Genomic DNA, 26,453 nt, shown 5'->3' on the forward strand with positions numbered 1-26,453 from the left:
TCGATCAGATATCAGCGTCAGCCAGGTCGACTTCGGTCTCTTTGACCGCAGAAGCTTTGGCGTCTGCTACCGATGCAGGCGACAACAGCTTGTCACGCAGTTGCTTCTCCAGCTTTGCCGCGACTTCCGGGTTGTCTGCCAGGAACTTGGCCGAGTTGGCCTTGCCCTGACCGATCTTGGTGCCTTCATAGGCATACCAGGCACCGGACTTCTCGACGAAACCGTGCAGAACACCCAGGTCGATCATCTCACCGTTGAGGTAGATGCCCTTGCCGTAAAGAATCTGGAACTCGGCCTGACGGAACGGCGAAGCCACTTTGTTCTTCACAACCTTGACGCGGGTTTCGCTACCGACGACTTCATCACCTTCTTTCACCGCGCCAGTGCGGCGGATGTCCAGGCGAACCGATGCGTAGAACTTCAGCGCGTTACCACCGGTGGTGGTTTCCGGGCTACCGAACATCACGCCGATTTTCATACGGATCTGGTTGATGAAGATCACCAGGCAATTGGCGTTCTTGATGTTACCGGTGATTTTACGCAGCGCCTGGGACATCAGACGAGCTTGCAGGCCCACGTGCATGTCACCCATTTCGCCTTCGATTTCAGCCTTTGGCACCAGGGCGGCCACGGAGTCGACGATGATCACGTCAACCGCGTTGGAACGCACCAGCATGTCGGTGATTTCCAGAGCCTGTTCACCGGTGTCCGGCTGGGAAACCAGCAGGTCGTCGACGTTGACGCCCAGCTTGCCGGCGTACTCAGGGTCGAGGGCGTGTTCGGCGTCGACAAATGCGCAGGTCGCGCCGGCTTTTTGAGCCTGGGCGATCACGGACAAGGTCAGCGTGGTTTTACCGGAAGATTCAGGACCGTAGATTTCAACAATACGGCCTTTTGGCAGACCGCCGATGCCGAGAGCAATGTCCAGACCCAGAGAGCCCGTGGAGATGGCCGGGATCGCCTGACGGTCCTGATCGCCCATACGCATTACGGCACCCTTGCCGAATTGACGTTCGATCTGACCCAGGGCCGCAGCCAAGGCTTTCTTCTTGTTGTCGTCCATTAAAGTCCTCACGTAATCAATAAGGCCTGACGGCCAACACCTGTATAAGTAGCCAGTATTATTCCACAGCGATTCCGGATCGCCTACCCCTGATTTGAGATTTCTGCCGCGGCATACCGCAGCAGCCCCTCTAGCGCGGCCTTCACCGTTTGTCGGCGGACGTCATCGCGATTACCCGGGAAGTGCTGCCGCTCACAGAACACCTGGTCTCCGACGCCCCAGGCCAGCCATACCGTGCCAACCGGCTTGTTCGCCGTTCCACCATCCGGACCGGCGATGCCACTGACCGCGACGGAGAAATACGCGCTGTTTTTCTTCTGCGCCCCCCGGACCATGGCCTCGACCACCTCGCGGCTGACCGCGCCCACGGTGGTGAACAACTCCACCGGGACATCCAGTTGCAGGGTTTTCTGCCGGTTGGAGTAGGTGACATAACCGGCCTCGAACCAGGCCGAACTCCCGGGGATACGGGTAATAGCCTCGGCGATGCCTCCGCCGGTGCAGGACTCCGCCGTGGTGACGTGGGCATTGAGAACCTGCAAGCGTCTGCCGAGTTCGGCGGCGAGCTGGGTGATTTCGTTCACGGTCATCTCCTGATCGGGCGGGATGAGGTTAACCGTACACGAGCAGACCGCACTTGCAAGCGACAGGGCCGATCAAAATGTAAGGAATCAGAGGCTCTGGAAAGGGACTGTCGGAGAATCAATCTTCCACGTCGCCGGGCGGAACATGTCCGCCCCCCATACGCTTGGCCACCCAACGCTCATACAACCCTAGAACCACTTCTGTCCCGGCCATCGCCGCTAAACAGCCACCCGCACAGGCAGCCCAGATGGAAACATTGGCGGCGTGCAGCAGCATGATGACCGAGGCGCCGCAGATCATGCTGGAGCCGGACCGCAGGCTCAGGCGCCGGACAAGGGGCCAGCCACGAACGCCCTCTTTGTCGGCACGCCACATTTCACCGGTAACGCCACCAAGTATTGGCAGGCTGATGACCAGCCACAGAGGCATGTCCAGCAACGCATATTGCTCAGCGGTCATTTCATGCCTCCTTGAGTGAACGGTCACACCGCGTTCTTGAATAGACAGGCATCAGATTATGCATTGATGCATAGTCAGTCAATGCATTAACGCATTGAAAATGTCATCCAATGCTTTCAGCACGCAAAAAAAACCCGCTCGGGAAGCGGGCTTTATCTGAACGCCGGGAGTGTCAGCGGGCGTACATGCCCCACCAGAAGACATGCCCCAGGATAACAATCGGCTCCTCCTGGACTTCCTGAAAGGTGTAATCTTCGTCCGGATGCTCATCACGATTGAAGCTGCGCAAGCGAATCCCGGACGGCAGGCGATACAGCTGCTTCACCCGCAATTGACCGTTGTGATTGATTGCATAAAGGTCGCCGTCAACGATATCGCCAATGCCGCACTTGCCGGCATTGACCCCGACCGTGGCGCCGTCGCGCAGTACCGGCAACATGCTGTTGCCCCGTACTGTCACGCATTTTGCCTGGTCGAACTGCACACCGTTATGGCGCAGGCTTCGCTTGCCAAAGCGCAGGCTAGAGCGCTCGCTTTCTTCGATGACGAATCTTCCTGATCCCGCGGCCAATTCAACCTCGCGAAGAAAGGGGACCGACACCTCGTCGTCATCGACAGGGGTATCGTCATCCCACAGACTTATATCCTTGAGTTCCGAATGCACTGGAGCGCGCCCGGCATTTGCGGCAGACGAGACGTCCGCGCGGCCACGCAACTGGTCGGTACTCAAGGAGAAATACTCGGCGATCTTCGAAATATGTTTGTCCGAAGGATCGACGATCTTCCCGCTGAGAATGCGCGAGAGCGTGGATTGAGGCACGCCGGTTCGACGGTGAAGCTCCGTGGGGGAGATCCCGTGCTGATCGAGCAATGCTCTTAATACGGTAGATACGTTGCGTTTTTGCATAACGCGCATAGTGCTTGCTCTTCTCGAAGAAGACAATGCCGATTTGCATAAGTCATGCATATCCAGATTTTAAATGGCAAAGGAAGTCACCCGGCCGTGATGCCTGCGTCGGGTAGACCGCCCATGGTAACCTTGCGCCCATCGCGGAAAAGCCCGGCCGTTGCCCCGCTTTTGCCCCATCTCTTTCAACGAGCTTCCTGACAATCCGATGAATAAAGCCGTCTCCGACCTGTCCTCCCACACCCCGATGATGCAGCAGTACTGGCGCCTGAAAAACCAGCACCCGGACCAGCTGATGTTCTACCGCATGGGCGACTTCTACGAGATCTTCTATGAAGACGCGAAGAAGGCCGCCAAGTTGCTGGACATCACCCTGACGGCCCGCGGGCAGTCGGCTGGCCAGGCGATTCCGATGTGCGGAATTCCTTACCACGCTGCTGAGGGTTACCTGGCAAAACTGGTGAAGCTTGGCGAATCGGTGGTGATCTGCGAGCAGGTCGGCGACCCGGCCACCAGCAAAGGGCCGGTGGAGCGGCAGGTGGTGCGCATCATCACGCCGGGGACGGTGAGTGACGAGGCGCTGCTCGACGAGCGTCGGGACAACCTGATCGCCGCCGTCCTGGGCGATGAGCGCCTGTTCGGCCTGGCGGTGCTGGACATCACCAGCGGCAACTTCAGCGTGCTGGAAATCAAGGGTTGGGAAAACCTGCTGGCAGAACTGGAGCGGGTCAACCCGGTGGAACTGCTGATCCCGGATGACTGGCCCAAGGACTTGCCGGCGGAAAAACGCCGTGGCGTGCGTCGCCGCGCCCCCTGGGATTTCGAGCGCGATTCGGCGCTCAAAAGCCTGTGCCAGCAATTCTCGACCCAGGATCTCAAAGGCTTTGGCTGCGAAAACCTGACCCTGGCCATCGGCGCCGCCGGTTGTCTGCTGGCCTACGCCAAGGAAACCCAGCGCACCGCCCTGCCCCATTTGCGCAGCCTGCGTCATGAGCGCCTGGACGACACCGTGGTGCTCGATGGCGCCAGCCGTCGCAACCTGGAGCTCGACACCAACCTGGCCGGCGGCCGCGACAACACCCTGCAATCGGTGGTGGACCGTTGCCAGACCGCCATGGGCAGTCGACTGCTGACCCGCTGGCTGAATCGCCCGTTACGCGATTTGACGGTGCTGTTGGCGCGTCAGACCTCGATCACTTGCCTGCTCGACGGTTACCGCTTCGAAAGACTGCAACCGCAACTCAAGGAAATCGGTGACATCGAGCGGATTCTTGCGCGGATCGGTCTGCGCAATGCCCGCCCGCGCGACCTCGCCCGTTTGCGTGACGCCCTCGGCGCACTGCCCGAACTGCAAGTGGCAATGACGGAGCTCGAAGCCCCGCACCTCCAGCAACTCGGGACCATCACCAGCACCTACCCGGAACTGGCGGCACTCCTGGAAAAAGCCATCATCGACAACCCGCCCGCAGTCATTCGTGACGGCGGCGTGCTGAAAACCGGCTACGACAGCGAACTCGACGAACTGCAGTCGCTCAGCGAAAACGCCGGGCAATTCCTGATCGACCTCGAGGCACGGGAAAAGGCCCGCACCGGCCTGTCGCACCTGAAGGTCGGTTACAACCGCATCCACGGTTACTTCATCGAGTTGCCAAGCAAGCAGGCAGAATCGGCACCTGCCGACTATATTCGCCGCCAGACGCTCAAAGGTGCCGAGCGCTTCATTACACCGGAACTCAAAGCGTTCGAAGACAAGGCATTGTCGGCCAAGAGCCGTGCCCTGGCCCGCGAGAAGATGCTGTACGAAGCACTCCTCGAAGACCTGATCGCCCAGCTGCCACCCTTGCAGGACACCGCCGGCGCCCTGGCCGAGCTGGACGTGTTGAGCAACCTGGCCGAGCGTGCGCTGAACCTCGACCTGAACTGCCCGCGCTTCGTCAGCGAACCGTGCATGCGCATCAGCCAGGGTCGTCACCCGGTGGTCGAACAAGTGCTGACCACGCCATTCGTGGCCAACGACCTGAGCCTGGACGACAACACCCGCATGCTGGTGATCACCGGTCCGAACATGGGCGGTAAATCCACCTACATGCGTCAGACCGCCTTGATTGTGCTCCTGGCGCATATCGGCAGCTTCGTGCCAGCGGCCAGTTGCGAACTGTCGCTGGTCGACCGCATCTTCACCCGGATCGGCTCTAGCGATGACCTGGCCGGCGGGCGTTCGACCTTCATGGTGGAAATGAGCGAAACCGCGAACATTCTGCACAACGCCACCGAGCGCAGCCTGGTTCTGATGGACGAAGTCGGGCGCGGCACCAGCACCTTCGACGGTCTTTCCCTGGCATGGGCGGCGGCCGAACGCCTGGCGCATCTGCGTGCCTACACGCTGTTCGCCACCCACTACTTTGAACTGACCGTCCTGCCGGAAGCCCAGCCACTGGTGGCCAACGTGCACCTCAATGCCACCGAGCACAATGAACGCATCGTGTTCCTGCACCACGTTCTGCCCGGGCCGGCCAGTCAGAGTTATGGCCTGGCCGTTGCGCAGCTGGCGGGCGTACCGAGTGAAGTCATCACCCGTGCTCGCGAGCACTTGAGCCGCCTGGAAGACACCGCCCTGCCCCATGAAGCACCGGCACCGGCCAAAGGCAAACCGGCGGCACCGCAGCAAAGCGACCTGTTTGCCAGCCTGCCGCATCCGGTGCTGGATGACCTGGCCAAGCTCGACCTGGACGACATGACGCCACGTCGTGCTCTCGAAATGCTCTATACACTTAAGACACGGATCTAACGCAGCGGCTTGCAAGCTGTTAGAATCTCGCGCGGTTTGGGATGCTGCTGGCTAATAGCCTGGCTAGCAGACTATCGCTCCCGAACCTGGCGACCCCTACGAGAAGGGGCGCAGCAAGCCGCACCTGAGGAGAAAATTAGAAATGACCTTCGTCGTCACCGACAACTGCATCAAGTGCAAGTACACCGACTGCGTAGAAGTCTGTCCGGTGGACTGCTTTTACGAAGGCCCGAATTTCCTGGTGATCCACCCGGATGAGTGCATCGATTGCGCGCTGTGCGAACCTGAATGCCCTGCCGTGGCTATCTTCTCCGAAGATGAGGTTCCGGCCGGCATGGAAAACTTCATCGAGCTGAACGCTGAGTTGGCCGATATCTGGCCGAACATCACCGAGAAGAAAGAATCGTTGCCTGATGCAGAAGAGTTTGATCGCGTCATCAACAAATCTGTTGGCAACAAGCTCAAAGACCTCGAACGCTGATTACCCCCGCGTTCCTGTAAAAGGCCCCAAAAGGGCCTTTTTGCTTTTTTGCAGGCAAAAAAAGGGGCGGTTTGACCCGCCCACATTTTTTCCCTATTCCCTGTGTTCCTTTTCATCGTCCTGATGAATCGCGTCCTGCGATATCCATATCCCTCATCCTTGAAGGCCGTGTCTGTCCGTCGACACAACCTGAATACTAGAGCTTTCCCCTGCGGGATCAATCGCCCCTTGGCGCGAACTCCAACTGTCACACATCATTAATAATAAAAAATAGTTATATAAATCAAAAATATAGAGGCAAATAGCGCTCAACATAGGCGACTGCCAGAGTGTAAAAATAACGAACACTTACGCAAGAGTAAGCCAAGGCTTACAGCACGAAACCAAAATCCCGAGGGGATTCGATCCCCAGACCAGACAATAAAAAACCCCGAGCCGGTCGGGGTTTTTTATGCCATCGCAGTGAGCGCCTTATTGGAACAGCGACTCGCTCGACAGACCATTTTTTTCCAGGATCTCGCGCAGCCGCTTCAAGCCTTCCACCTGAATCTGTCTGACCCGTTCCCGGGTCAGGCCGATCTCCAGGCCCACATCTTCAAGGGTGCTGCTTTCATGACCGCGTAAGCCGAAGCGGCGTACTACCACTTCGCGTTGTTTGTCGGTCAGCTCCGAGAGCCATTGATCGATGCTCTGGGACAGGTCGTCGTCCTGCAACAGTTCGCATGGATCGGTTGGACGGTCGTCAGTCAGGGTATCAAGCAGGGTTTTATCCGAGTCCGGACCCAGCGAGACGTCGACCGAAGAAACCCGTTCGTTAAGGCCGAGCATACGCTTGACCTCTCCCACCGGCTTTTCCAGCAGGTTGGCGATTTCTTCGGGTGAGGGTTCATGGTCGAGTTTTTGCGTCAGCTCCCGCGCGGCCCGCAGGTACACATTCAGCTCTTTGACCACATGGATCGGCAACCGGATGGTCCGGGTCTGATTCATGATTGCGCGTTCGATGGTCTGGCGAATCCACCAGGTCGCGTAGGTCGAGAAGCGGAAACCGCGTTCCGGATCGAACTTCTCCACCGCCCGGATCAAGCCGAGGTTGCCCTCTTCGATCAGGTCCAGCAGCGACAACCCACGATTGACGTAGCGTCGGGCGATTTTCACCACCAGCCGCAGGTTACTTTCAATCATGCGTTTGCGCCCGGCCGGATCGCCACTTTGCGACAGGCGCGCAAAATGAACTTCTTCTTCGGGTGACAGCAGGGGAGAGAAACCAATTTCATTGAGATACAGCTGCGTGGCATCAAGTGCCCGCGTGTAGTCAATGTACTTGTGTTGTTTCAACGATGCGGAGTGTTTGGATTTGGCACGAACGGAAGGTGGAGCCGCCCCTTCATCATTCGACATCGAATCCATATCGATGCTGCTCTCCATCAGGAGAACCTCATCGTCGATGTCAAACTCCGGCACTTCTTTACTGAGAGCCATTGTTATAGTCCTTTGGTGAGTTCGACCTCAAGCTCAAGCGGCGCCTTTCTCCCTGGCAACGCTGGAGCCTGTCCCCTCTACGCGACGGAACAGGCTGGTAAGCGATCAACGACGTGGCAGGAATTGCAGCGGATCTACAGGTTTACCCTGGCGGCGAATCTCAAAATGCAGTTTCACCCGGTCTGTACCCGTTGACCCCATTTCGGCAATTGTCTGTCCAACCTTGACCTGCTGCCCCTCCCGAACCAACAGCCTGCGGTTATGTCCGTAGGCACTGACGTAGGTTTCACTGTGTTTGATGATCACTAATTCGCCGTAGCCCCTTAAGCCACTCCCGGCATACACCACCGTCCCATCAGACGCAGCTAAAACAGGCTGTCCCAAATCTCCGGCGATATCAATTCCTTTATTCAAACTACCGTTTGAAGAGAATTTCCCGATAAGAATGCCATTAGATGGCCATCCCCAGCCGGTCGGGGCTGGTCCGGGAGGGGGCAATGGAGCGGGTGCAGGCTTGTTCGCGACGGACGGTACAACCGTCGTTGTACTGGTGGTCGTACCGTTTGCCGAGCGACGGATGACCGTGGTTTTACTCGACGACGAAGGTGTTGAACTGGACGAACTGACCACCGCCGTCGACGTTGAATCAGTGCGACCATCAAAGCGAATCGTCTGACCCGGATGGATGGTGTAGGGCGCAGGAATGTTATTGCGTGCCGCCAGGGCCTTGTAGTCCCAGCCGTAACGAAAGGCGATGGAGAACAGGGTGTCCTTGGGCCGAACGACGTATTGTCCGGTGGTCACGACCGGTCGCTGTGGCGCGGCATTGTTGCGGTCCACGACACGAACATCGCTGGATTTGTTGCTGGAACAACCGACCAGCAAGGTGCTCAAGACAAGGCCAGTCACCAGGCGCTGAAAGCTCGTTTTACTCATTCGCTGCGCAATGACTGTGAGACTCACCCGCCGCTCCCTCTGTGGTGGCTGAAAATGTGAAATGCCGGAGTCCGGCAATGAACTGTCGCAAGTATAACGGGCCGTGCACGCTTTACCTTTAATGTAGCGAATCGGTGTCGCGCACACGTTTGCTGCCTGACGATGAATCCCGTTTAACCGCACGATGCCGCTGTAAGACAAAGGCAATCGCAGAGAATTCAGCGTGCCGAAACAAATGCTCAGGCCAGTGGCCCATTGAGCAATGGCACGAAGCGTACAGCACCCAGAACATGCCTGGAAAAACCCTGTTCCTCGCGAATGATCAGCATCAATTGCTGGACTTCTCCGGACCCGACAGGGATCACCATTCGGCCTCCCGGTGCCAACTGGTCAAGCAATGCCTGGGGCACATCGGTCGCCACTGCAGTGACGATAATCCCGTTGTACGGCGCCAGTGCCGGCCAGCCCTCCCAGCCATCGCCCCAGCGGAACACCACGTTGCGCAGGTTCAGTTCGACCAGACGTTCCTTCGCACGATCCTGCAAAACCTTGATGCGCTCGACCGAGAACACACGCTCGACGAGTTGCGACAGCACCGCCGTCTGATAACCCGAGCCGGTGCCGATCTCCAGCACCTTGTCGAGGGGACCTGCCTCCAGCAGCAGCTCGCTCATGCGCGCCACCATATATGGCTGGGAGATAGTCTGGTTATTGCCGATCGGCAGCGCTGTGTCTTCATAAGCACGATGCGCCAGCGCTTCGTCGACGAACAGGTGGCGCGGGGTCCGGCGAATGACCTCCAGCACCCTGGCGTTGGAGATACCTTCTTCGTACAGGCGCTGGATGAGCCGCTCCCGGGTTCGCTGGGAGGTCATGCCGATGCCGCGACGCAGCATATCGTCTTGTTCGCGACCCATCAGCGCAGTCCCTCCAGCCAGCCATCCAGACTTCTGAAGGCATCATTGAACGTGCGATCCAGTTGCAGCGGCGTGATCGAAACATAACCCTGCATCACTGCATGGAAATCGGTACCCGGGCCACCGTCTTCGGCATCCCCGGCCGCCGCGATCCAGTAACCGGACTTGCCCCGCGGATCCACCACTTTCATTGGTGCCGCGGCACGGGCGCGATGGCCCAGGCGGGTCAACTGGATACCGCGGATACGGTCCAGCGGCAAATTGGGAATGTTCACGTTCAGTACCGTACGCTGTGGCAGATCCAGGTCAGCATGGGCTTCGACCAGTTTGCGCGCGAAATGGGCAGCTGTGGGAAGGTTGTCTACCTGGCGTGAGACCAGCGAAAAGGCAAACGAAGGGTGTTTCAGGAAACGCCCCTCAAGGGCCGCCGCCACCGTGCCGGAATACAGGACATCGTCCCCCAGGTTCGCGCCCAGGTTGATCCCGGAAACCACCATGTCCGCTTCGCGCTCCAGCAGGCCGTTGAGGCCCAGGTGCACGCAATCGGTGGGTGTGCCGTTGAGGCTGATAAAGCCGTTGGCCAGGGTTTGCGGGTGCAACGGACGGTCGAGCGTCAGCGAACTGCTGGCGCCGCTTTTGTCCTGGTCCGGGGCGATAACCACGCATTCGGTGTAATCCGCCAGCGCAGCATAAAGCGCGGCGAGACCGGGTGCGGTTACCCCATCGTCGTTAGAAATCAGAATACGCATGGGCTGTCCGTCTGCCCCACCGGCACCAGATCAACAAGCTCACGCACCAATACGGTGGCGAAGCATCCGGCCGGCAGGATGAATTCCAGTTGCAGAATGTCAGGCTCGGGATAATGCCACGTCAGCCCGCCAATGGGCAGCCGCAGGATGCGACGTTCGTGGCTCATACCGGCGTTGATCAACCAGTCACGCAAATCCGCTTCGCGTGCGGCGATGGCCTGCTCCAGTTCATGGACAACGCCAGTGGCCGGCGAGTCACCTTCGCCCCACTGCGGACCGGTCGGGTGCAGATCGAGAATCGCCAGGCGCGGGTCGCTGCACTCGGCTTCGCCTGCCGGGAAAAAGCTACGACTGTCGGTGAATGCCAGCAGATCGCCCACCAGGGCACGCTGCCAGGTGCCATCGGCAACACGTGCGGCCAGCACTTGATTGAACAGAAAACTGCGCGCCGTGGAAAGCAGACGCGAGCGCACATTGCGCTGCTCCGGCAAGGCCTTGCGCGCGGCCCAGGCGCGTGCGTCGACGACGTTGCCACCGTCATGGCCGAAACGCTGGGCGCCGAAATAATTGGGGATACCTTGTTTGGCAATCAGTTGCAGTCGCTGTTCAAGAGCAGGCTTGTCACCGGCAAATTGAGTCAGGCGCAACGTAAAACCGTTGGCTGAGTGCGCACCGCGTTGCAGTTTGCGCTTGTGGCGGGCGGTCTTGAGGATCTTCAGCGTATCGTTTTGCGCGGCCGACAGATCGGGGTCGGCCTTGCCCGGCAGTTGCACGCTGAACCACTGGCGAGTCAACGCCTGACGATCCTTGAGCCCGGCATAGCTGACTGTGCGCAATGGCACACCTGCTGCCTTGGCAATCCGCCGTGCCGCTTCTTCTGTGTTCAGACCGCGCTTTTCCACCCAGATCCACAAGTGTTCGCCTTCGCCACTCAGGGGGATGTCGAGGACTTCGTCGACCTGGAAATCTTCCGCGATGGCTTTCAGTACCGCGGTGCCGAGGGGCTCACCATAGGCCCGCGGGCCGAGCAGTTGCAGTTCGTTCATGCGCGCAGCAACAAGGCAACGGAGTGCACGGCAATGCCTTCTTCGCGACCGACAAAGCCGAGCTTTTCGGTGGTGGTAGCTTTCACGTTCACTTGATCCAACTCTACTTGAAGATCCGCGGCAATCAGCGCGCGCATCGATTCGATATGCGGGGCCATTTTCGGCGCCTGGGCGACGATGGTGTTATCGACGTTGCCGACTTTCCAGCCTTTGGCATGGACCAGTGCAACGACATGACGCAACAGCGCACGGCTGTCGGCGCCCTTGAATTGCGGGTCGGTATCCGGGAAATGCTTGCCGATGTCGCCCAGCGCCGCGGCGCCGAGCAAGGCATCGCTCAAGGCGTGCAAGAGGACGTCACCGTCAGAGTGAGCGAGCAGCCCGAAGCTGTGTGCAATGCGCACGCCGCCCAGAGTGATGAAATCGCCTTCAGCGAAACGGTGCACATCATAGCCGTGGCCAATACGCATAAAAAAACGCCCCGATTTTTGTCAGGGCGTGATTCTACCTGCATTAGGCACCTAGAGCATGCGCGTGATGCCGCAAGTGATCGTCAATGAAACTGGCGATGAAGAAATAGCTGTGGTCATAGCCGGGTTGCAGACGCAACCTCAACGCATGACCGGCCAGTTTGGCCGCCTGTTGCAAGGCGTCCGGCTTGAGTTGGTTGGCGAGAAAATCGTCGCGATCGCCTTGGTCGACCAGCAGTGGCAGCTTTTCATCAGCCTCGGCAATCAACGCGCAGGCATCCCATTCGCGCCATTTCGAACGGTCCTCTCCCAGATAGCGGGAGAACGCTTTCTGCCCCCACGGACAATCCATCGGATTGTTGATTGGCGAGAACGCCGACACCGACAGATAGCGCCCCGGATTGCGCAATGCGCAGACCAGCGCACCGTGGCCACCCATGGAATGACCGCTGATGCCGCGTTTGTCGGAAGCAGGGAAATGGGCTTCGACCAAAGTCGGCAATTCCTGCACGACATAGTCATGCATCCGATAGTGGCGCGACCAGGGTTCCTGGGTGGCGTTCAGGTAAAACCCGGCGCCGAGGCCGAAGTCCCAGGCGCCATCCGGATCTCCCGGCACTTCGGGACCGCGAGGGCTGGTGTCCGGCGCGACGATGATCAGCCCCAACTCGGCGGCCATGCGCATGGCGCCGGCCTTTTGCATGAAGTTCTCGTCGGTGCAGGTCAGGCCGGACAACCAGTACAACACCGGCAGCTTGCCACCCTGCTCCGCCTGCGGTGGCAGGTAGACGGCGAACACCATGTCGCAGCCGAGCACTTCGGAGCGATGGCGATAGCGCTTGTGCCAGCCGCCGAAGCTTTTCTGGCAGGAGATGTTTTCCAGGCTCATGGCGGACCTCAGAAATGGATGACGGAGCGGATGCTTTTTCCTTCATGCATCAGGTCAAACGCCTTGTTGATATCTTCCAGGCCCATGGTGTGGGTGATGAAGGTATCCAGCGGAATCTCACCGGTCTCGGCCATTTCCACATAGCTCGGCAACTCGGTACGGCCACGCACGCCACCGAACGCCGAACCGCGCCAGACGCGGCCGGTGACCAACTGGAACGGACGTGTCGAGATTTCCTGACCAGCACCGGCAACACCGATGATGACCGACTCGCCCCAGCCCTTGTGGCAGCACTCCAGCGCCGCGCGCATCAGCTGCACGTTGCCGATGCACTCGAAGGAAAAGTCCACGCCGCCGTCGGTCATGTCGACGATGACTTCCTGGATCGGACGATCGAAGTCTTTCGGGTTTACACAATCGGTAGCGCCCAATTGTTTGGCGATCTCGAACTTGGCCGGGTTGATGTCGATGGCGATGATCCGCCCTGCCTTGGCTTTGACCGCGCCAATCACAGCCGACAGACCGATGCCGCCCAGGCCGAAGATGGCGACGGTGTCACCCGGTTTGACCTTGGCGGTATTGATTACCGCGCCGATGCCAGTGGTGACGCCACAACCCAGCAGGCAGACTTTTTCCAGCGGTGCTTCTTTAGGAATTTTGGCGACGGAGATTTCTGGCAGCACGGTGTATTCGGAAAAAGTCGAGGTGCCCATGTAGTGGAAAATCGTTTCGCCTTTGTAGGAAAAGCGCGAAGTGCCATCCGGCATCAAGCCTTTGCCCTGGGTCGCACGAATCGCCTGGCAGAGGTTGGTTTTGCCCGACAGGCAGAATTTGCACTGACGGCATTCCGGGGTGTACAGCGGGATCACATGGTCGCCCACCGCAACGGAAGTCACGCCCTCGCCGATGGCTTCCACGATCGCCCCACCCTCATGGCCGAGGATCGACGGGAAGATGCCTTCCGGGTCGGCACCGGACAAGGTGTAGGCATCGGTATGGCAGACACCGGAGGCCACCACGCGCAGCAAGACTTCGCCGGCCTTGGGCATGGCGACATCGACTTCAACGATTTCGAGGGGCTTCTTGGCCTCGAAGGCAACGGCGGCGCGCGACTTGATCATGATGGCTCTCCAGTGAATTAAAACGAGACAGGGAGTGTAATACATGGCTCAACGATGAATAATCGATGTAAATGCAAAATATTATTGCCGTACAGGGATAATCATTGATGTCCGAAAATCGCTGGGAAGGGATCGACGAGTTTGTCGCCGTTGCCGAATGCAGCCAATTCACCGCTGCCGCGCAACGCCTGGGGGTTTCTTCCTCCCATATCAGTCGACAAATCGTACGCCTCGAAGAACGTCTGCAAACCCGTCTGCTCTACCGCAGTACTCGCCGGGTCACGCTGACCGAAGCAGGGCAAACCTTCCTGCAACATTGCCAGCGATTGCAGGACGGCCGCGAAGAGGCCTTGCGCGCGGTGGGCGACCTGACCAGCGAACCCAAGGGCATGCTGCGCATGACCTGCGCCGTGGCTTACGGCGAGCGCTTCATCGTGCCGCTGGTGACCCGCTTCATGGGGCTGTATCCGCAACTGCGCATCGACATCGAACTGACCAATCGTCAGCTTGACCTGGTGCACGAAGGCCTCGATCTGGCGATCCGCCTCGGGCGTTTGCAAGATTCGCGACTGGTCGCCACCCGCCTCGCGCCACGGCGTATGTTTCTCTGCGCATCGCCGTCCTACCTTGAGCGCTACGGTCGCCCGCACAGTCTGTCGGAGCTGAGTCGCCACAACTGCCTAATCGGCAGCTCGGACCTCTGGCAACTGGAGCAGAACGGGAGGGAATTTTCGCAACGAGTGCAAGGAAACTGGCGCTGCAACAGTGGGCAAGCCGTACTCGATGCCGCGCTACAAGGCGTAGGACTGTGTCAGTTGCCGGACTATTACGTGCTGGAGCATTTGAATAGCGGCGCGTTGATTTCGTTGCTGGAAGCGCACCAACCACCGAACACCGCGGTTTGGGCGCTGTATCCACAGCAGCGGCATTTGTCGCCGAAGGTGCGCAAGTTGGTGGATTTTTTGAAGGAGGGATTGGCTGAAAGGCAGGAGTACAGGATTTAAGATCAAAAGATCGCAGCCTGCGGCAGCTCCTACAGGATTTCGGGTGATCCGCAAATGGATGTCGTACCCGATCTCCGTAGGAGCTGCCGCAGGCTGCGATCTTTTAGCGACGATTGGCCCAACGCTGTCTCAACCATTCAAGGTCTTCAGGACGCGTAACCTTGAGGTTATCGGACCGCCCTTCGATCAGTCGCGGTGCCGAACCTGCCCACTCCATCGCCGAAGCTTCGTCAGTGATCACGGCATCGGCCACCAGACTGTCCGCCAAAGCCCGATGCAACGCCCCAAGGCGAAACATCTGCGGCGTATAGGCCTGCCAGATCACGCTGCGATCCACGGTTTCGACCACACGACCGTGCTTGTCGACCCGCTTGAGCGTATCCCGCGCCGGAACCGCCAGCAGTCCGCCGACAGGATCGTCAGCCAGCTCAGCCAGCAATTTGTCCAGATCGTCACGACTGAGGTTCGGCCGTGCGGCATCGTGAACCAGTACCCAATCCTCATCATCAGCGCCTTGCGCATGCAAGTGCAGCAAGGCATTGAGCACCGATCCGGAACGTTCGGAACCGCCCTCGACCCGGGCAATACGCGGATCACTGGCACACGCAAGGTTCGGCCAATAAGGATCGTCAATAGCAACACTGACCACCAGACCTTTCAGGCATGGGTGATCAAGGAAACAGCCGAGGCTGTGTTCGAGAATAGTGCGCCCGCCCAGTTGCAAGTATTGCTTGGGACGGTCCGCGGCCATACGGGCTCCGACGCCCGCGGCAGGAATCACGGCCCAGAAGGCCGGTAACGTCTGGTTCATTGCGCGAGCTGGTAAAGGGTTTCACCGTCCTTGACCATGCCCAACTCATGGCGAGCCCGCTCTTCAACGGTCTCCATGCCCTTTTTCAACTCGCTGACTTCAGCGTCCATCACCCGATTGCGCTCCAGCAACGCCTGGTTCTCAGCTTGCTGATCGGCAATCTGCTGAGTCAACTCGGCTACTTGCGCCAGGCTGCCATTACCCACCCACAGGCGGTACTGCAGGCCAGCCAGCAGCAGGAGCAAGACGAGGAACAACCAATTGGGACTGCGCATCGAATATCAGGTATCCAGTGAAAAAAGACAGCCACACCAAAACATGAAGCTACTGATAGCACGAAGCCTGGAAGAACCAGGCTTGTGCTTGTAAGGCATCAGATTAGTGGCAAAAACGTCGCTGTAGCGATTTTTCCGACACAATCCGCTGTCTTTTTTACGAGTTACCGCTTAACCGCGGAACTCGCTGCGACCGTTGTACTTGGCTTTGCCGTTCAACTGCTCTTCGATACGCAGCAGTTGATTGTACTTGGAAACGCGATCGGAACGGCACAGGGAGCCGGTCTTGATCTGGCCAGCCGAGGTGCCCACGGCCAGGTCGGCAATGGTCGAATCTTCGGTTTCGCCCGAGCGGTGCGAGATCACGGCAGTGTAACCAGCAGCCTTGGCCATCTGGATGGCTTCCAGGGTTTCGGTCAGGGTGCCGATCTGGTTGAACTTGATCAGGATCGAGTTGGCGATCTTTTTGTCGATGCCTTCTTTCAGGATCTTGGTGTTGGTGACGAACAGGTCGTCGCCTACCAGTTGGGTCTTCTCGCCGATCTTGTCGGTGAGGATCTTCCAGCCAGCCCAGTCGGACTCGTCCAGGCCATCTTCGATGGAGATGATCGGGTAACGCTCGGTCAGGCCTTTCAGGTAGTCAGCGAAACCTTCAGCGGTGAACACCTGGCCTTCGCCGGACAGGTTGTACTTGCCGTCTTCGTAGAATTCGCTGGCCGCACAGTCCAGGGCCAGGGTCACATCGGTGCCCAGCTTGTAGCCGGCGTTGGCCACGGCTTCGGAGATCACTTTCAAAGCGTCTTCGTTGGAAGCCAAGTTCGGCGCGAAACCACCTTCGTCACCGACGGCAGTGCTCAGGCCACGTGCCTTCAGCACGGCTTTGAGGTGGTGGAAAATCTCGGTGCCCATGCGCAGACCTTCCGAGAAAGACTTGGCGCCAACCGGCTGAACCATGAATTCCTGGATGTCGACGTTGTTATCGGCGTGCTCGCCGCCGTTGATGATGTTCATCATCGGAACCGGCATCGAGTAAACACCCGGGGTGCCGTTCAGGTTGGCGATGTGAGCGTACAGCGGCAGGTCCTGGTCCTGTGCTGCTGCCTTGGCCGCGGCCAGGGAAACGGCGAGGATCGCGTTGGCGCCCAGGGAACCTTTGTTTTCAGTACCGTCGAGCTTGATCATTGCCAGATCGAGCGCTTTCTGGTCGCTTGGGTCCATGCCTTTCAACAGGTCGCGGATCGGACCGTTGATGTTGGCTACGGCCTTGAGGACGCCCTTGCCCAGGTAACGGCTCTTGTCGCCATCACGCAGCTCGAGCGCTTCACGCGAGCCAGTGGAAGCACCGGACGGCGCGCACGCACTGCCGATGATGCCGTTGTCGAGAAGCACGTCCGCTTCCACGGTGGGATTGCCACGGGAGTCGAGAACTTCACGACCTTTGATGTCGACGATTTTAGCCATTGTTGTAAACACTCCAAAGTTGACGAAAACGCTTGGTACCGCTCGAATTATAACTTGTGGGTCATATTGCTTTTTGTAGGAGCCGGCTTGCCGGCGAAGGCGGTCTCAAAATCTCGGCTAGACTTAAGGGCCCTTTCGCTGGCAAGCCAGCTCCTACAGGAGAATTGAGGATTACGCGGTTTCTACCGTCGGAAAACTCTTCACCAGTTCGTCCAGGGCTTTGAGCTGGGCCAGGAATGGCTCCAGTTTGTCCAGGCGCAAGGCGCAAGGACCGTCGCATTTGGCGTTGTCCGGATCCGGGTGGGCCTCCAGGAACAGGCCGGCCAGGGACTGGCTCATGCCGGCCTTCGCCAGGTCGGTGACCTGGGCGCGACGACCGCCGGCGGAATCGGAGCGACCACCAGGCATTTGCAGCGCGTGGGTCACGTCGAAGAACACCGGGTATTCGAACTGCTTCATGATGCCGAAGCCGAGCATGTCGACGACCAGGTTGTTGTAGCCGAAGCTCGAACCACGCTCGCAGAGGATCAACTGATCGTTACCGGCTTCTACGCATTTGTTCAGGATGTGCTTCATTTCCTGGGGGGCGAGGAACTGGGCTTTCTTGATGTTGATCACTGCACCGGTCTTGGCCATCGCGACCACGAGGTCGGTCTGGCGCGACAGGAAGGCTGGCAACTGGATGATGTCGCAGACTTCAGCGACGACCGCGGCCTGATCCGGCTCGTGGACGTCGGTGATGATCGGCACGCCGAAGGCTTGCTTGATGTCCTGGAAGATGCGCATGCCTTCTTCCAGGCCAGGACCACGATAGGAGGTCACAGAAGACCGGTTGGCCTTGTCGAAACTGGCCTTGAACACGTAAGGGATACCGAGCTTTTCGGTGACCTTCACATACTCTTCGCAAACCTGCATTGCCATGTCGCGGCTTTCCAGCACGTTCATGCCGCCGAACAGCACCATGGGCTTGTCGTTGGCAATCTCGATGTCGCCGACGCGGATGATCTTCTGTGCCATCGGGGTTACGCCTTCTTCTGGTGTTGAACCAACGCTGCCTTGACGAAACCGCTGAACAGCGGGTGACCGTCGCGTGGCGTCGAGGTGAACTCTGGGTGGAACTGGCAAGCGACGAACCATGGGTGATCCGGAGCTTCTACCACTTCAACCAGTGCGCCATCACCGGAACGACCGGAGATTTTCAAACCGGCTTCCATGATTTGCGGCAGCAGGTTGTTGTTCACTTCGTAGCGATGACGATGACGCTCGACAATCACGTCCTTGCCGTAGCAACCGTGGACCAGGGAACCCGGCTCCAGCAGGCAATCCTGCGCGCCCAGACGCATGGTGCCGCCCAGATCGGAGGTTTCGGTACGGGTTTCGACGGCACCGGTGGCATCTTCCCACTCGGTGATCAGGCCCACGACCGGATGACCGCTTGCACGATCGAACTCGGTGGAGTTGGCGTCTTTCCAGCCCATCACGTTACGTGCGAACTCGATAACGGCCACTTGCATGCCCAGGCAGATGCCCAGGTACGGAACCTTGTTTTCGCGAGCGTATTGAACGGCAGTGATCTTGCCTTCAACGCCACGCAGACCGAAGCCGCCAGGTACCAGGATTGCATCGACGCCTTCCAGCAGTGCGGTGCCCTGGTTTTCGATGTCTTCAGAGTCGATGTAGCGCAGGTTGACCTTGGTACGATTGCTGATGCCGGCGTGACTCATCGCTTCGATCAGCGACTTGTAGGCGTCCAGCAGTTCCATGTACTTGCCGACCATGGCGATGGTGACTTCGTGCTCAGGGTTGAGCTTGGCGTCGACCACGGCTTCCCACTCGGACAGATCGGCACCGCCGCATTGCAGGCCGAAACGCTCGACGACGAAATCGTCCAGGCCCTGGGAGTGCAGGATGCCCGGGATCTTGTAGATGGTGTCGGCGTCTTCCAGGCCGATCACCGCACGCTCTTCAACGTTGGTGAACTGCGCGATCTTGCGACGCGAGGAAATATCGATCGGGTGATCGGAGCGGCAGACCAGCACGTCTGGTTGCAGGCCGATGGAACGCAGTTCCTTCACCGAGTGCTGGGTTGGCTTGGTCTTGGTTTCGCCGGCAGTGGCGATGTACGGCACCAGTGTCAGGTGCATCAGCATCGCGCGCTTGGCGCCGACTTCGAAACGCAGTTGGCGGATCGCCTCGAGGAACGGTTGCGACTCGATGTCACCCACGGTGCCGCCGATCTCGACCATTGCCACGTCAGCGTCGCCCGCACCCTTGATGATGCGGCGCTTGATTTCGTCGGTGATGTGCGGGATCACCTGGATGGTTGCACCCAGGTAGTCACCACGGCGCTCTTTGCGCAGGACGTGTTCGTAGACACGACCGGTGGTGAAGTTGTTGTTCTGGGTCATGGTCGTGCGGATGAACCGCTCGTAGTGGCCCAGGTCCAGGTCGGTCTCGGCGCCGTCGTGAGTGACGAACACTTCACCGTGCTGGAACGGGCTCATGGTGCCCGGGTCGACGTTGATGTACGGGTCCAGCTTCAGCATGGTGACCTTAAGTCCCCGCGCCTCCAGGATGGCCGCCAATGATGCCGATGCAATGCCTTTCCCCAATGAAGAAACAACACCGCCCGTGACGAATATGTAGCGCGTCATGAAAAACCCTAGAAGTCTGCGTTAAAGCGGTCCGAGCCGCCGGGGAAAGCGAAGGAAGGCCGAAGCCCCCGATCACCTGCATTAATCACAGCGCACCTTTCAAAAAAACCGCCGCGTTGGGACAGACCGGAAAATGAAACACCGGTTCGTTGCTCGCTACACATTTTTTGGAATCGCCCAGCAAAGACTGCTTGGTAATCGGCAACTCCTGCAATTCAGGCGAATCCACAGAAGTTGTATCAAGAAGGGAGCGTAGTCTACCGGAAAGCCCCTTTCAGCTCAAACCTTGATCTTCGTTCAGTGGCTGCCAATGCAAATGCCAGTCGCCGAGCGCACCACCATCGAGCCCCTTGAGGTTCGCTACCGCCAGCAGTTTCCCGTCTTTGTAGAGCAGCGGCAATCTGCCGCGTACGAAGGACGGTACACCGCTTTCATTGAGCAAACGTTTCAGGTCCCGATGGCCGCGGCCTGGCAAAACCATGACCTCTCCCCCTTCACGATAGCGGATCTGTAAGGGGCCATCGGGGATTTGGCCGGTGACACTCAGTACACCGTTATCCGGCAATATCAGCGGTGATACCGGACTTTGCCACGCTCCAGCAGAGGGCGCAGTGCGCAACCAGCAACCGGAGAGCCACCAGATGCGCCCGCCCGCCCGATGCAGTTCGCCATCGGCCAGCTGCCACACCGGACAGGTATCGACGTTGGCGTCGCGCAAATTCTCCCAACCCGACCAATGGTCAGTATCCGGCAAGCGAGTCAGCGGATCGAGCCAATGACTCAAGGCATTGCGCTGCCGGGCAACAGACAATTGCGCAAGCGGCGCCAGTTCAAGGGATCGCAAGCCCAGCCAGGCAAACTCACTGGCAGAGCTGGCCTCACGCAAATCCATGTCCGCCAGTTCTTCGAGCAGCCCCTGCGCTTCAGTCAAATGCGCCGCGCTGCGGGCCATGGTCGCCACCGCTTGTGGCCAGCGCTGGATCAGCACGGGGAAGACTTGATGCCTAAGGTAATTGCGCGAGTACTGCCGATCCTGGTTCGAGGGATCTTCAATCCAGCTCAAGCCATGCGCACTGGCATAAGCCTCCAGTTCAGCCCGCGTGACATCGAGCAATGGCCGCAGCAAATGCCCCTTGCCCAACGGGCGCTGACGCGGCATCCCGGACAATCCGCGCACGCCCGCTCCGCGCAACAGGCGAAACAACAGGGTTTCCGCCTGATCGTCGCGGTGCTGGGCAGTCAGCAGCACTTCACCGGGCCGAGTCACTTCGGTGAACGCGTGATAACGCGCATCCCGGGCTGCACGCTCCAGACTGGCACCGGGCTGCACCTGTACACGAAGGACCTGTAACGGGACGCCCAGCGCAGCGCACACAGAACGACAATGCTCCGGCCACGCATCGGCCACGACTTGAAGGCCGTGATGAACGTGGATGGCGCTCAGCGCCGGCAGGGATTCGGTTTTTGCGAGGTGTGCAAGAAGGTGCAGCAGGACGGTGGAGTCCAGGCCGCCAGAGAAGGCGACGCGCCAGGTTAAAGCGTTGCGCCAAGGCTTCAGATTCAGCAAGAGTCTGGCATGCCAATCAATATCGGAAGGATTCATCAGGATCGATCGCTTCACATAAACCCCCTGTAGGAGCTGCCGCAGGCTGCGATCTTTTGACTTTGATTTTAAAAAAACAAGATCAAAAGATCGCAGCCTGCGGCAGCGCCTACAAGGATACCGCGAGGTCAGTTAGAGACCGTAGCTCATCAGTCGATCGTAGCGGCGCTTGAGCAGCGCGTCGTTATCGAACTTCTTCAGCATCGCCAGTTGCGAACTCAACTCGGCGCGGATCGATGCGGCTGCGGCGCCCGGATCGCGGTGCGCGCCGCCCAATGGCTCGCCAATCACCTTGTCCACGATGCCAAGGCCCTTGAGGCGCTCGGCGGTGATGCCCATCGCTTCTGCGGCATCCGGTGCTTTCTCGGCGGTTTTCCACAGAATCGAAGCGCAACCTTCCGGCGAGATCACCGCGTAGGTCGAGTACTGCAACATGTTCAACTGGTCGCAGACACCGATCGCCAGTGCACCACCGGAACCACCTTCACCGATCACGGTGGCGATGATTGGGGTTTTCAGACGAGCCATGACCCGCAGGTTCCAGGCGATCGCTTCGCTCTGGTTACGCTCTTCGGCGTCGATGCCAGGGTAGGCGCCCGGGGTGTCGATGAAGGTCAGGATCGGCATTTTGAAACGCTCGGCCATTTCCATCAGACGGCAAGCCTTACGGTAGCCTTCCGGACGTGGCATGCCGAAGTTGCGGCGAACTTTCTCGCGCACTTCACGGCCCTTCTGGTGACCGATGATCATCACCGGCTGGTCGTCCAGACGGGCAATACCGCCAACGATGGCAGCGTCGTCGGAGAAGTGACGGTCACCGTGCAACTCGTCGAACTCGGTGAAGATGTGTTCGATGTAGTCCAGGGTATACGGACGTTTCGGGTGGCGCGCCAGACGTGCGATCTGCCAGCTGGTCAGCTTGCCGAAAATGTCTTCGGTCAGCGTTTTGCTCTTGTCCTGCAGGCGGGAGATCTCATCGCCGATATTCAGCGAATTGTCATTACCGACCAAGCGCAACTCTTCGATCTTGGCTTGCAGGTCGGCGATCGGCTGTTCGAAATCTAGAAAATTCGGGTTCATAGGCGTCCGTCTTGGGTCGAGTCCCAAGGGATCTTGGGCCGGCCGGTTGTCTATTCGCGCCCTACCTTAAGGGAGAGGCGCGTTGAGGTCGAGATTAAAAATTCAGGTTGCGGGCAGGCGTTCTGATATCACCTGCCGGTCAACGGTATTGGAGGAAGACGTTGTCTCGCCCGAACTGGTCACGCAGGGCTTGAATCAACGCATCCGCCGGATCGATCCGCCAGCCTTCGCCGAACTGCAACAAGGCCTTCGCATCAGGGCTGGTGTAATCCATGGTGATCGGGCACGCACCGCGGTGACGCTTCAACAGTTCACCCAGCCAGCGTAGCTGATCGCCCTTGAGGTCCTTGGCATGCAACTTCAGGCGCAGGCTTTCGGCCAGGTTGGTGCGCGCATCTTCCATGCTCATCACCCGCTTGACCCGCAACTTCAGGCCACCGGAGAAGTCGTCATTGCTGACCTCGCCTTCGACCACCACCATCGCGTCGGTCTGCAACAGCGACTGCGCGGAGTGGAATGCCTCGGAAAACAGCGAGGCCTCGATCCGTCCTGAGCGGTCGTCGAGGGTGATGAACCCCATCTTGTCGCCCTTTTTGTTCTTCATCACCCGCAAGGCGATGATCATCCCGGCGACCGTCTGGGTATCGCGCGCCGGTTTCAGGTCGATGATGCGCTGACGGGCAAAGCGACGGATTTCACCTTCGTACTCGTCGATCGGGTGACCGGTCAGGTACAGGCCGAGGGTATCTTTCTCCCCTTTCAGCCGCTCCTTGAGGGTCAGTTCCTTGGCCTTGCGGTGATTGGCGTAGACGTCGGCGTCTTCTTCGACAAACAGACCGCCGAACAGGTCGGAGTGACCGCTGTCCTGGGTGCGTGCAGTTTGTTCGGCCGCCTTGATCGCTTCTTCCATGGCCGTCAGCAGCACCGCGCGATTGCGGTCGATGTTGGCCTGGTAGGCTTTCTGCTCATCGTGGAAATACGGTCCGAGGCGATCCAGCGCGCCGCTGCGGATCAAGCCGTCGAGGGTGCGCTTGTTGATGCGCTTGAGGTCGACCCGGGCGCAGAAATCGAACAGGTCCTTGAACGGACCGGCCAGACGCGCTTCGGTGATCGCCTCGACCGGGCCCTCACCCACGCCCTTGATCGCACCCAGGCCGTAGATGATCCGGCCTTCGTCGTTCACCGTAAACTTGAATTCGGACGTGTTCACGTCCGGCGCGTCGAGACGCAGCTTCATGGTCCGCACTTCTTCGATCAAGGTCACGACCTTGTCGGTGTTGTGCATATCCGCCGAAAGTACCGCGGCCATGAACGGCGCCGGGTAATGCGCTTTCAGCCATGCGGTCTGGTACGACACCAGGCCATAGGCGGCGGAGTGGGATTTGTTGAAGCCGTAACCGGCGAACTTTTCCACCAGGTCGAAAATGTTACCGGCGAGGTCCGCATCGATGTTGTTGGTGGCGCAACCTTCAATGAAGCCGCCGCGCTGCTTGGCCATTTCCTCGGGTTTTTTCTTACCCATGGCTCGACGCAGCATGTCCGCACCACCGAGGGTGTAACCGGCCATGACCTGGGCAATCTGCATCACCTGTTCCTGGTACAGGATGATGCCGTAAGTCGGTGCCAGCACCGGTTTGAGGCCTTCGTACTGGTAGTCCGAGTGCGGATATGCCAGCTCGGCGCGGCCGTGCTTACGGTTGATGAAGTCGTCCACCATGCCCGATTGCAGTGGGCCCGGACGGAACAGTGCCACCAGTGCGATCAAGTCTTCCAGGCAGTCGGGCTTGAGCTTTTTGATCAGCTCTTTCATGCCCCGGGATTCAAGCTGGAACACGGCCGTGGTTTCGGCTTTTTGCAGCAAGGTGTAGGTCGGTTTGTCATCCAGCGGGATGAACGCGATATCCAGCGGCGGTTCGTTGACCTTGGCGCGGTCGCGGTTGATGGTTTTCAGTGCCCAGTCGATGATCGTCAGGGTCCGCAGGCCGAGGAAGTCGAACTTCACCAGGCCGGCAGCTTCAACGTCATCCTTGTCGAACTGGGTTACCAGGCCGTCACCGGCCTCGTCGCAATAGATCGGCGAGAAGTCAGTCAGCTTGGTCGGCGCGATCACCACACCACCGGCGTGCTTGCCGACGTTACGCACAACGCCTTCGAGCTTTCGGGCCATCTCCCAGATTTCCGCGGCCTCTTCATCGACCTTGATGAAGTCGCGCAGGATCTCTTCCTGCTCGTAGGCCTTTTCCAGGGTCATGCCGACTTCGAACGGAATCATCTTCGACAGACGATCCGCCAGGCCATAGGACTTACCCTGCACCCGCGCCACGTCGCGGACCACAGCCTTTGCCGCCATGGAGCCGAAGGTGATGATCTGGCTTACCGCGTTGCGGCCGTACTTCTCGGCCACGTAGTCGATCACCCGGTCACGACCGTCCATGCAGAAGTCGACGTCGAAGTCGGGCATCGATACCCGTTCCGGGTTGAGGAACCGTTCGAACAGCAGGTCGTATTCCAGCGGGTCGAGGTCGGTGATCTTCTGTACGTAGGCCACCAGCGATCCGGCACCCGATCCACGGCCAGGGCCCACCGGTACGCCGTTGTTCTTGGCCCACTGGATAAAGTCCATCACGATCAGGAAGTACCCGGGGAACCCCATCTGGATGATGATATCCAGCTCGAAATTCAGCCGGTCGACATAGACCTGACGCTTGGCCTCGTAGTCTTCGGTGGTGTCCTTGGGCAGCAGAACGGAAAGGCGCTCTTCCAGGCCGTCGAAGGACACCTTGCGGAAGTACTCGTCGATGGTCATGCCATCGGGGATCGGGAAGTTGGGCAGGAAGTGCGTGCCCAGCTTCACTTCGATGTTGCAGCGCTTGGCGATCTCGACAGTGTTTTCCAGTGCCTCGGGAATATCGCTGAACAACTCGGCCATTTCCTCGGCGCTTTTGAGGTACTGCTGATCGCTGTAATTCTTCGAACGCCGCGGATCGTCGAGGGCGCGGCCCTCACCGATGCACACGCGGGTTTCGTGGGCGGCGAAGTCTTCCTGCTTGATGAAGCGCACGTCATTGGTCGCCACCAGCGGCGCACCGAGCTTCTCGGCCAGCGCCACGGCGCCGTGCAGCTGTTCTTCATCGTTCGGGCGGTTGGTTCGCTGGATTTCCAGGTAGAAACGATCCGGAAACACGTCCATCCATTCGCGGGCAAGGGTTTCGGCCTCGGCGGAGTTGCCGCTGAGCATGGCCTGGCCGATCTCGCCTTCTTTGGCCGCCGACAGCATGATCAAGCCCGCATTGGCTTCAGCGACCCATTCGCGCTCGATGATGATCGCGCCATTGCGCTGACCATCTATATAGCCGCGGGAAATCAGTTCGGTGAGGTTGCGATAGCCTTCGGCGTTCATCACCAGCAGGCTGATCCGGCTCAGCGGGTTGTCCGGATCCTTGTTCGACAGCCACAGGTCGGCGCCGCAGATCGGCTTGATCCCGGCACCCATGGCGTTTTTATAGAATTTGACCAGGGAACACATGTTGTTCTGGTCGGTGACCGCTACGGCAGGCATGTTCATGCCGACCAGGGTCTTGACCAGCGGCTTGATCCGCACCAGACCGTCGACCAGGGAGTATTCAGTGTGCAGGCGTAGGTGAACGAATGAAGCCGGCATAGTGATCCTGCGTT

23 protein-coding genes are annotated in these 26,453 nt (G+C 59.1%); 3 read left to right on the forward strand and 20 right to left on the reverse strand.

The features are described 5' to 3' along the window. Positions 1 to 4 precede the first annotated feature (4 nt). The 4 genes from recA to AC1DWG_RS12665 all read right to left on the reverse strand — a co-directional run bounded on the left by recA (position 5) and on the right by AC1DWG_RS12665 (position 3,014). Positions 5 to 1,063 (reverse strand): recombinase RecA, encoded by a 1,059-nt coding sequence (gene recA / locus AC1DWG_RS12650; protein WP_477753001.1) that lies wholly within the window; start codon positions 1,061 to 1,063, stop codon positions 5 to 7. Positions 1,064 to 1,146: 83 nt separating this feature from the next. Beyond that, complete coding sequence (locus tag AC1DWG_RS12655) at positions 1,147 to 1,647, reverse strand: CinA family protein (protein WP_056722269.1); 501 nt, start codon at positions 1,645 to 1,647, stop codon at positions 1,147 to 1,149. Positions 1,648 to 1,765: 118 nt separating this feature from the next. After that, a complete protein-coding gene (locus AC1DWG_RS12660) occupies positions 1,766 to 2,107 on the reverse strand; it encodes a phage holin family protein (protein WP_477753002.1) in 342 nt (113 codons plus the stop codon). Between the two features lie 172 nt (positions 2,108 to 2,279). After that, the gene (locus AC1DWG_RS12665; RefSeq protein WP_477753009.1) at positions 2,280 to 3,014 is read right to left on the reverse strand and encodes a LexA family transcriptional regulator; all 735 of its coding nucleotides are present in this window, start codon (positions 3,012 to 3,014) and stop codon (positions 2,280 to 2,282) included. A gap of 208 nt (positions 3,015 to 3,222) precedes the next feature. Here AC1DWG_RS12665 and mutS point away from each other — a divergent pair, with 208 nt between their 5' ends. Both mutS and fdxA read left to right on the forward strand, forming a co-directional pair. Beyond that, the gene (gene mutS, locus AC1DWG_RS12670) at positions 3,223 to 5,802 is read left to right on the forward strand and encodes a DNA mismatch repair protein MutS (protein ID WP_477763872.1); all 2,580 of its coding nucleotides are present in this window, start codon (positions 3,223 to 3,225) and stop codon (positions 5,800 to 5,802) included. Positions 5,803 to 5,944: 142 nt separating this feature from the next. Next, a complete protein-coding gene (gene fdxA / locus AC1DWG_RS12675) occupies positions 5,945 to 6,283 on the forward strand; it encodes a ferredoxin FdxA (protein ID WP_347910910.1) in 339 nt (112 codons plus the stop codon). A gap of 471 nt (positions 6,284 to 6,754) precedes the next feature. Here the strand turns inward: fdxA and rpoS are convergent, their stop codons facing one another. From rpoS to AC1DWG_RS12715, 8 genes are all read right to left on the reverse strand, one after another. Continuing rightward, the gene (rpoS, locus tag AC1DWG_RS12680; protein WP_108216679.1) at positions 6,755 to 7,762 is read right to left on the reverse strand and encodes an RNA polymerase sigma factor RpoS; all 1,008 of its coding nucleotides are present in this window, start codon (positions 7,760 to 7,762) and stop codon (positions 6,755 to 6,757) included. A 105-nt stretch (positions 7,763 to 7,867) separates the two neighbouring features. After that, a complete protein-coding gene (locus AC1DWG_RS12685) occupies positions 7,868 to 8,725 on the reverse strand; it encodes a peptidoglycan DD-metalloendopeptidase family protein (protein WP_477753005.1) in 858 nt (285 codons plus the stop codon). A 212-nt stretch (positions 8,726 to 8,937) separates the two neighbouring features. Then, positions 8,938 to 9,573 carry a protein-L-isoaspartate(D-aspartate) O-methyltransferase gene (locus AC1DWG_RS12690; protein ID WP_177323574.1) on the reverse strand — a complete coding sequence of 212 codons (636 nt, stop codon included), beginning with the start codon at positions 9,571 to 9,573 and terminating at the stop codon, positions 8,938 to 8,940. 41 nt (positions 9,574 to 9,614) lie between these two features. Further along, a complete protein-coding gene (gene surE, locus AC1DWG_RS12695) occupies positions 9,615 to 10,364 on the reverse strand; it encodes a 5'/3'-nucleotidase SurE (protein WP_477763874.1) in 750 nt (249 codons plus the stop codon). Next, positions 10,352 to 11,410, reverse strand: a complete 1,059-nt coding sequence (gene truD / locus AC1DWG_RS12700) for a tRNA pseudouridine(13) synthase TruD (RefSeq protein ID WP_477763875.1) — start codon at positions 11,408 to 11,410, stop codon at positions 10,352 to 10,354. The genes surE and truD overlap by 13 nt, the downstream gene beginning before the upstream one ends. Continuing rightward, positions 11,407 to 11,880: a 2-C-methyl-D-erythritol 2,4-cyclodiphosphate synthase gene (ispF, locus tag AC1DWG_RS12705; protein ID WP_007970721.1), complete on the reverse strand. Its 474-nt coding sequence runs from the start codon at positions 11,878 to 11,880 to the stop codon at positions 11,407 to 11,409. The genes truD and ispF overlap by 4 nt, the downstream gene beginning before the upstream one ends. A gap of 43 nt (positions 11,881 to 11,923) precedes the next feature. Further along, the gene (gene fghA, locus AC1DWG_RS12710; RefSeq protein ID WP_477763876.1) at positions 11,924 to 12,769 is read right to left on the reverse strand and encodes an S-formylglutathione hydrolase; all 846 of its coding nucleotides are present in this window, start codon (positions 12,767 to 12,769) and stop codon (positions 11,924 to 11,926) included. An 8-nt stretch (positions 12,770 to 12,777) separates the two neighbouring features. Next, complete coding sequence (locus AC1DWG_RS12715) at positions 12,778 to 13,890, reverse strand: S-(hydroxymethyl)glutathione dehydrogenase/class III alcohol dehydrogenase (RefSeq protein ID WP_477754886.1); 1,113 nt, start codon at positions 13,888 to 13,890, stop codon at positions 12,778 to 12,780. Positions 13,891 to 13,997: 107 nt separating this feature from the next. Here AC1DWG_RS12715 and AC1DWG_RS12720 point away from each other — a divergent pair, with 107 nt between their 5' ends. Then, positions 13,998 to 14,894, forward strand: coding sequence for a LysR family transcriptional regulator (locus AC1DWG_RS12720; protein ID WP_477763877.1), 897 nt, complete (start codon positions 13,998 to 14,000; stop codon positions 14,892 to 14,894). Between the two features lie 103 nt (positions 14,895 to 14,997). Here AC1DWG_RS12720 and ispD read toward each other — a convergent pair whose 3' ends face one another. The 8 genes from ispD to dnaE all read right to left on the reverse strand — a co-directional run bounded on the left by ispD (position 14,998) and on the right by dnaE (position 26,439). Beyond that, positions 14,998 to 15,705 (reverse strand): 2-C-methyl-D-erythritol 4-phosphate cytidylyltransferase, encoded by a 708-nt coding sequence (ispD, locus tag AC1DWG_RS12725; protein ID WP_477763878.1) that lies wholly within the window; start codon positions 15,703 to 15,705, stop codon positions 14,998 to 15,000. Beyond that, the gene (gene ftsB, locus AC1DWG_RS12730) at positions 15,702 to 15,980 is read right to left on the reverse strand and encodes a cell division protein FtsB (protein ID WP_007996937.1); all 279 of its coding nucleotides are present in this window, start codon (positions 15,978 to 15,980) and stop codon (positions 15,702 to 15,704) included. Before ftsB ends, ispD begins: the two co-directional genes overlap by 4 nt. 171 nt (positions 15,981 to 16,151) lie before the next feature. Beyond that, positions 16,152 to 17,441, reverse strand: coding sequence for a phosphopyruvate hydratase (gene eno, locus AC1DWG_RS12735; protein ID WP_056720952.1), 1,290 nt, complete (start codon positions 17,439 to 17,441; stop codon positions 16,152 to 16,154). 171 nt (positions 17,442 to 17,612) lie between these two features. After that, entirely contained in the window at positions 17,613 to 18,458 is an 846-nt protein-coding gene (gene kdsA / locus AC1DWG_RS12740; protein ID WP_015093773.1) for a 3-deoxy-8-phosphooctulonate synthase, read from the reverse strand. A 5-nt stretch (positions 18,459 to 18,463) separates the two neighbouring features. Further along, positions 18,464 to 20,095: a CTP synthase gene (locus AC1DWG_RS12745; protein WP_223458857.1), complete on the reverse strand. Its 1,632-nt coding sequence runs from the start codon at positions 20,093 to 20,095 to the stop codon at positions 18,464 to 18,466. A gap of 274 nt (positions 20,096 to 20,369) precedes the next feature. Next, positions 20,370 to 21,698, reverse strand: coding sequence for a tRNA lysidine(34) synthetase TilS (gene tilS, locus AC1DWG_RS12750; RefSeq protein ID WP_477763879.1), 1,329 nt, complete (start codon positions 21,696 to 21,698; stop codon positions 20,370 to 20,372). Between the two features lie 132 nt (positions 21,699 to 21,830). Further along, positions 21,831 to 22,778, reverse strand: a complete 948-nt coding sequence (locus tag AC1DWG_RS12755) for an acetyl-CoA carboxylase carboxyltransferase subunit alpha (protein ID WP_477763880.1) — start codon at positions 22,776 to 22,778, stop codon at positions 21,831 to 21,833. A gap of 139 nt (positions 22,779 to 22,917) precedes the next feature. Further along, positions 22,918 to 26,439: a DNA polymerase III subunit alpha gene (gene dnaE, locus AC1DWG_RS12760; RefSeq protein WP_477763881.1), complete on the reverse strand. Its 3,522-nt coding sequence runs from the start codon at positions 26,437 to 26,439 to the stop codon at positions 22,918 to 22,920. Between the last annotated feature and the right edge of the window lie 14 nt (positions 26,440 to 26,453).

This window comes from Pseudomonas sp. P4_B3, from assembly GCF_056402295.1.

What these genes read in the sequence shown, in the direction of transcription:
- recA (WP_477753001.1), bottom strand. Translation starts at nt 1,063, where the DNA reads ATGGACGACAACAAGAAGAAAGCCTTGGCTGCGGCCCTGGGTCAGATC.
- AC1DWG_RS12660 (WP_477753002.1), bottom strand. Translation starts at nt 2,107, where the DNA reads ATGACCGCTGAGCAATATGCGTTGCTGGACATGCCTCTGTGGCTGGTC.
- AC1DWG_RS12665 (WP_477753009.1), bottom strand. Translation starts at nt 3,014, where the DNA reads ATGCAAAAACGCAACGTATCTACCGTATTAAGAGCATTGCTCGATCAG.
- mutS (WP_477763872.1), top strand. Translation starts at nt 3,223, where the DNA reads ATGAATAAAGCCGTCTCCGACCTGTCCTCCCACACCCCGATGATGCAG.
- fdxA (WP_347910910.1), top strand. Translation starts at nt 5,945, where the DNA reads ATGACCTTCGTCGTCACCGACAACTGCATCAAGTGCAAGTACACCGAC.
- rpoS (WP_108216679.1), bottom strand. Translation starts at nt 7,762, where the DNA reads ATGGCTCTCAGTAAAGAAGTGCCGGAGTTTGACATCGACGATGAGGTT.
- AC1DWG_RS12690 (WP_177323574.1), bottom strand. Translation starts at nt 9,573, where the DNA reads ATGACCTCCCAGCGAACCCGGGAGCGGCTCATCCAGCGCCTGTACGAA.
- surE (WP_477763874.1), bottom strand. Translation starts at nt 10,364, where the DNA reads ATGCGTATTCTGATTTCTAACGACGATGGGGTAACCGCACCCGGTCTC.
- truD (WP_477763875.1), bottom strand. Translation starts at nt 11,410, where the DNA reads ATGAACGAACTGCAACTGCTCGGCCCGCGGGCCTATGGTGAGCCCCTC.
- ispF (WP_007970721.1), bottom strand. Translation starts at nt 11,880, where the DNA reads ATGCGTATTGGCCACGGCTATGATGTGCACCGTTTCGCTGAAGGCGAT.
- fghA (WP_477763876.1), bottom strand. Translation starts at nt 12,769, where the DNA reads ATGAGCCTGGAAAACATCTCCTGCCAGAAAAGCTTCGGCGGCTGGCAC.
- AC1DWG_RS12715 (WP_477754886.1), bottom strand. Translation starts at nt 13,890, where the DNA reads ATGATCAAGTCGCGCGCCGCCGTTGCCTTCGAGGCCAAGAAGCCCCTC.
- AC1DWG_RS12720 (WP_477763877.1), top strand. Translation starts at nt 13,998, where the DNA reads ATGTCCGAAAATCGCTGGGAAGGGATCGACGAGTTTGTCGCCGTTGCC.
- ispD (WP_477763878.1), bottom strand. Translation starts at nt 15,705, where the DNA reads ATGAACCAGACGTTACCGGCCTTCTGGGCCGTGATTCCTGCCGCGGGC.
- ftsB (WP_007996937.1), bottom strand. Translation starts at nt 15,980, where the DNA reads ATGCGCAGTCCCAATTGGTTGTTCCTCGTCTTGCTCCTGCTGCTGGCT.
- eno (WP_056720952.1), bottom strand. Translation starts at nt 17,441, where the DNA reads ATGGCTAAAATCGTCGACATCAAAGGTCGTGAAGTTCTCGACTCCCGT.
- kdsA (WP_015093773.1), bottom strand. Translation starts at nt 18,458, where the DNA reads ATGGCACAGAAGATCATCCGCGTCGGCGACATCGAGATTGCCAACGAC.
- AC1DWG_RS12745 (WP_223458857.1), bottom strand. Translation starts at nt 20,095, where the DNA reads ATGACGCGCTACATATTCGTCACGGGCGGTGTTGTTTCTTCATTGGGG.
- tilS (WP_477763879.1), bottom strand. Translation starts at nt 21,698, where the DNA reads ATGAATCCTTCCGATATTGATTGGCATGCCAGACTCTTGCTGAATCTG.
- AC1DWG_RS12755 (WP_477763880.1), bottom strand. Translation starts at nt 22,778, where the DNA reads ATGAACCCGAATTTTCTAGATTTCGAACAGCCGATCGCCGACCTGCAA.
- dnaE (WP_477763881.1), bottom strand. Translation starts at nt 26,439, where the DNA reads ATGCCGGCTTCATTCGTTCACCTACGCCTGCACACTGAATACTCCCTG.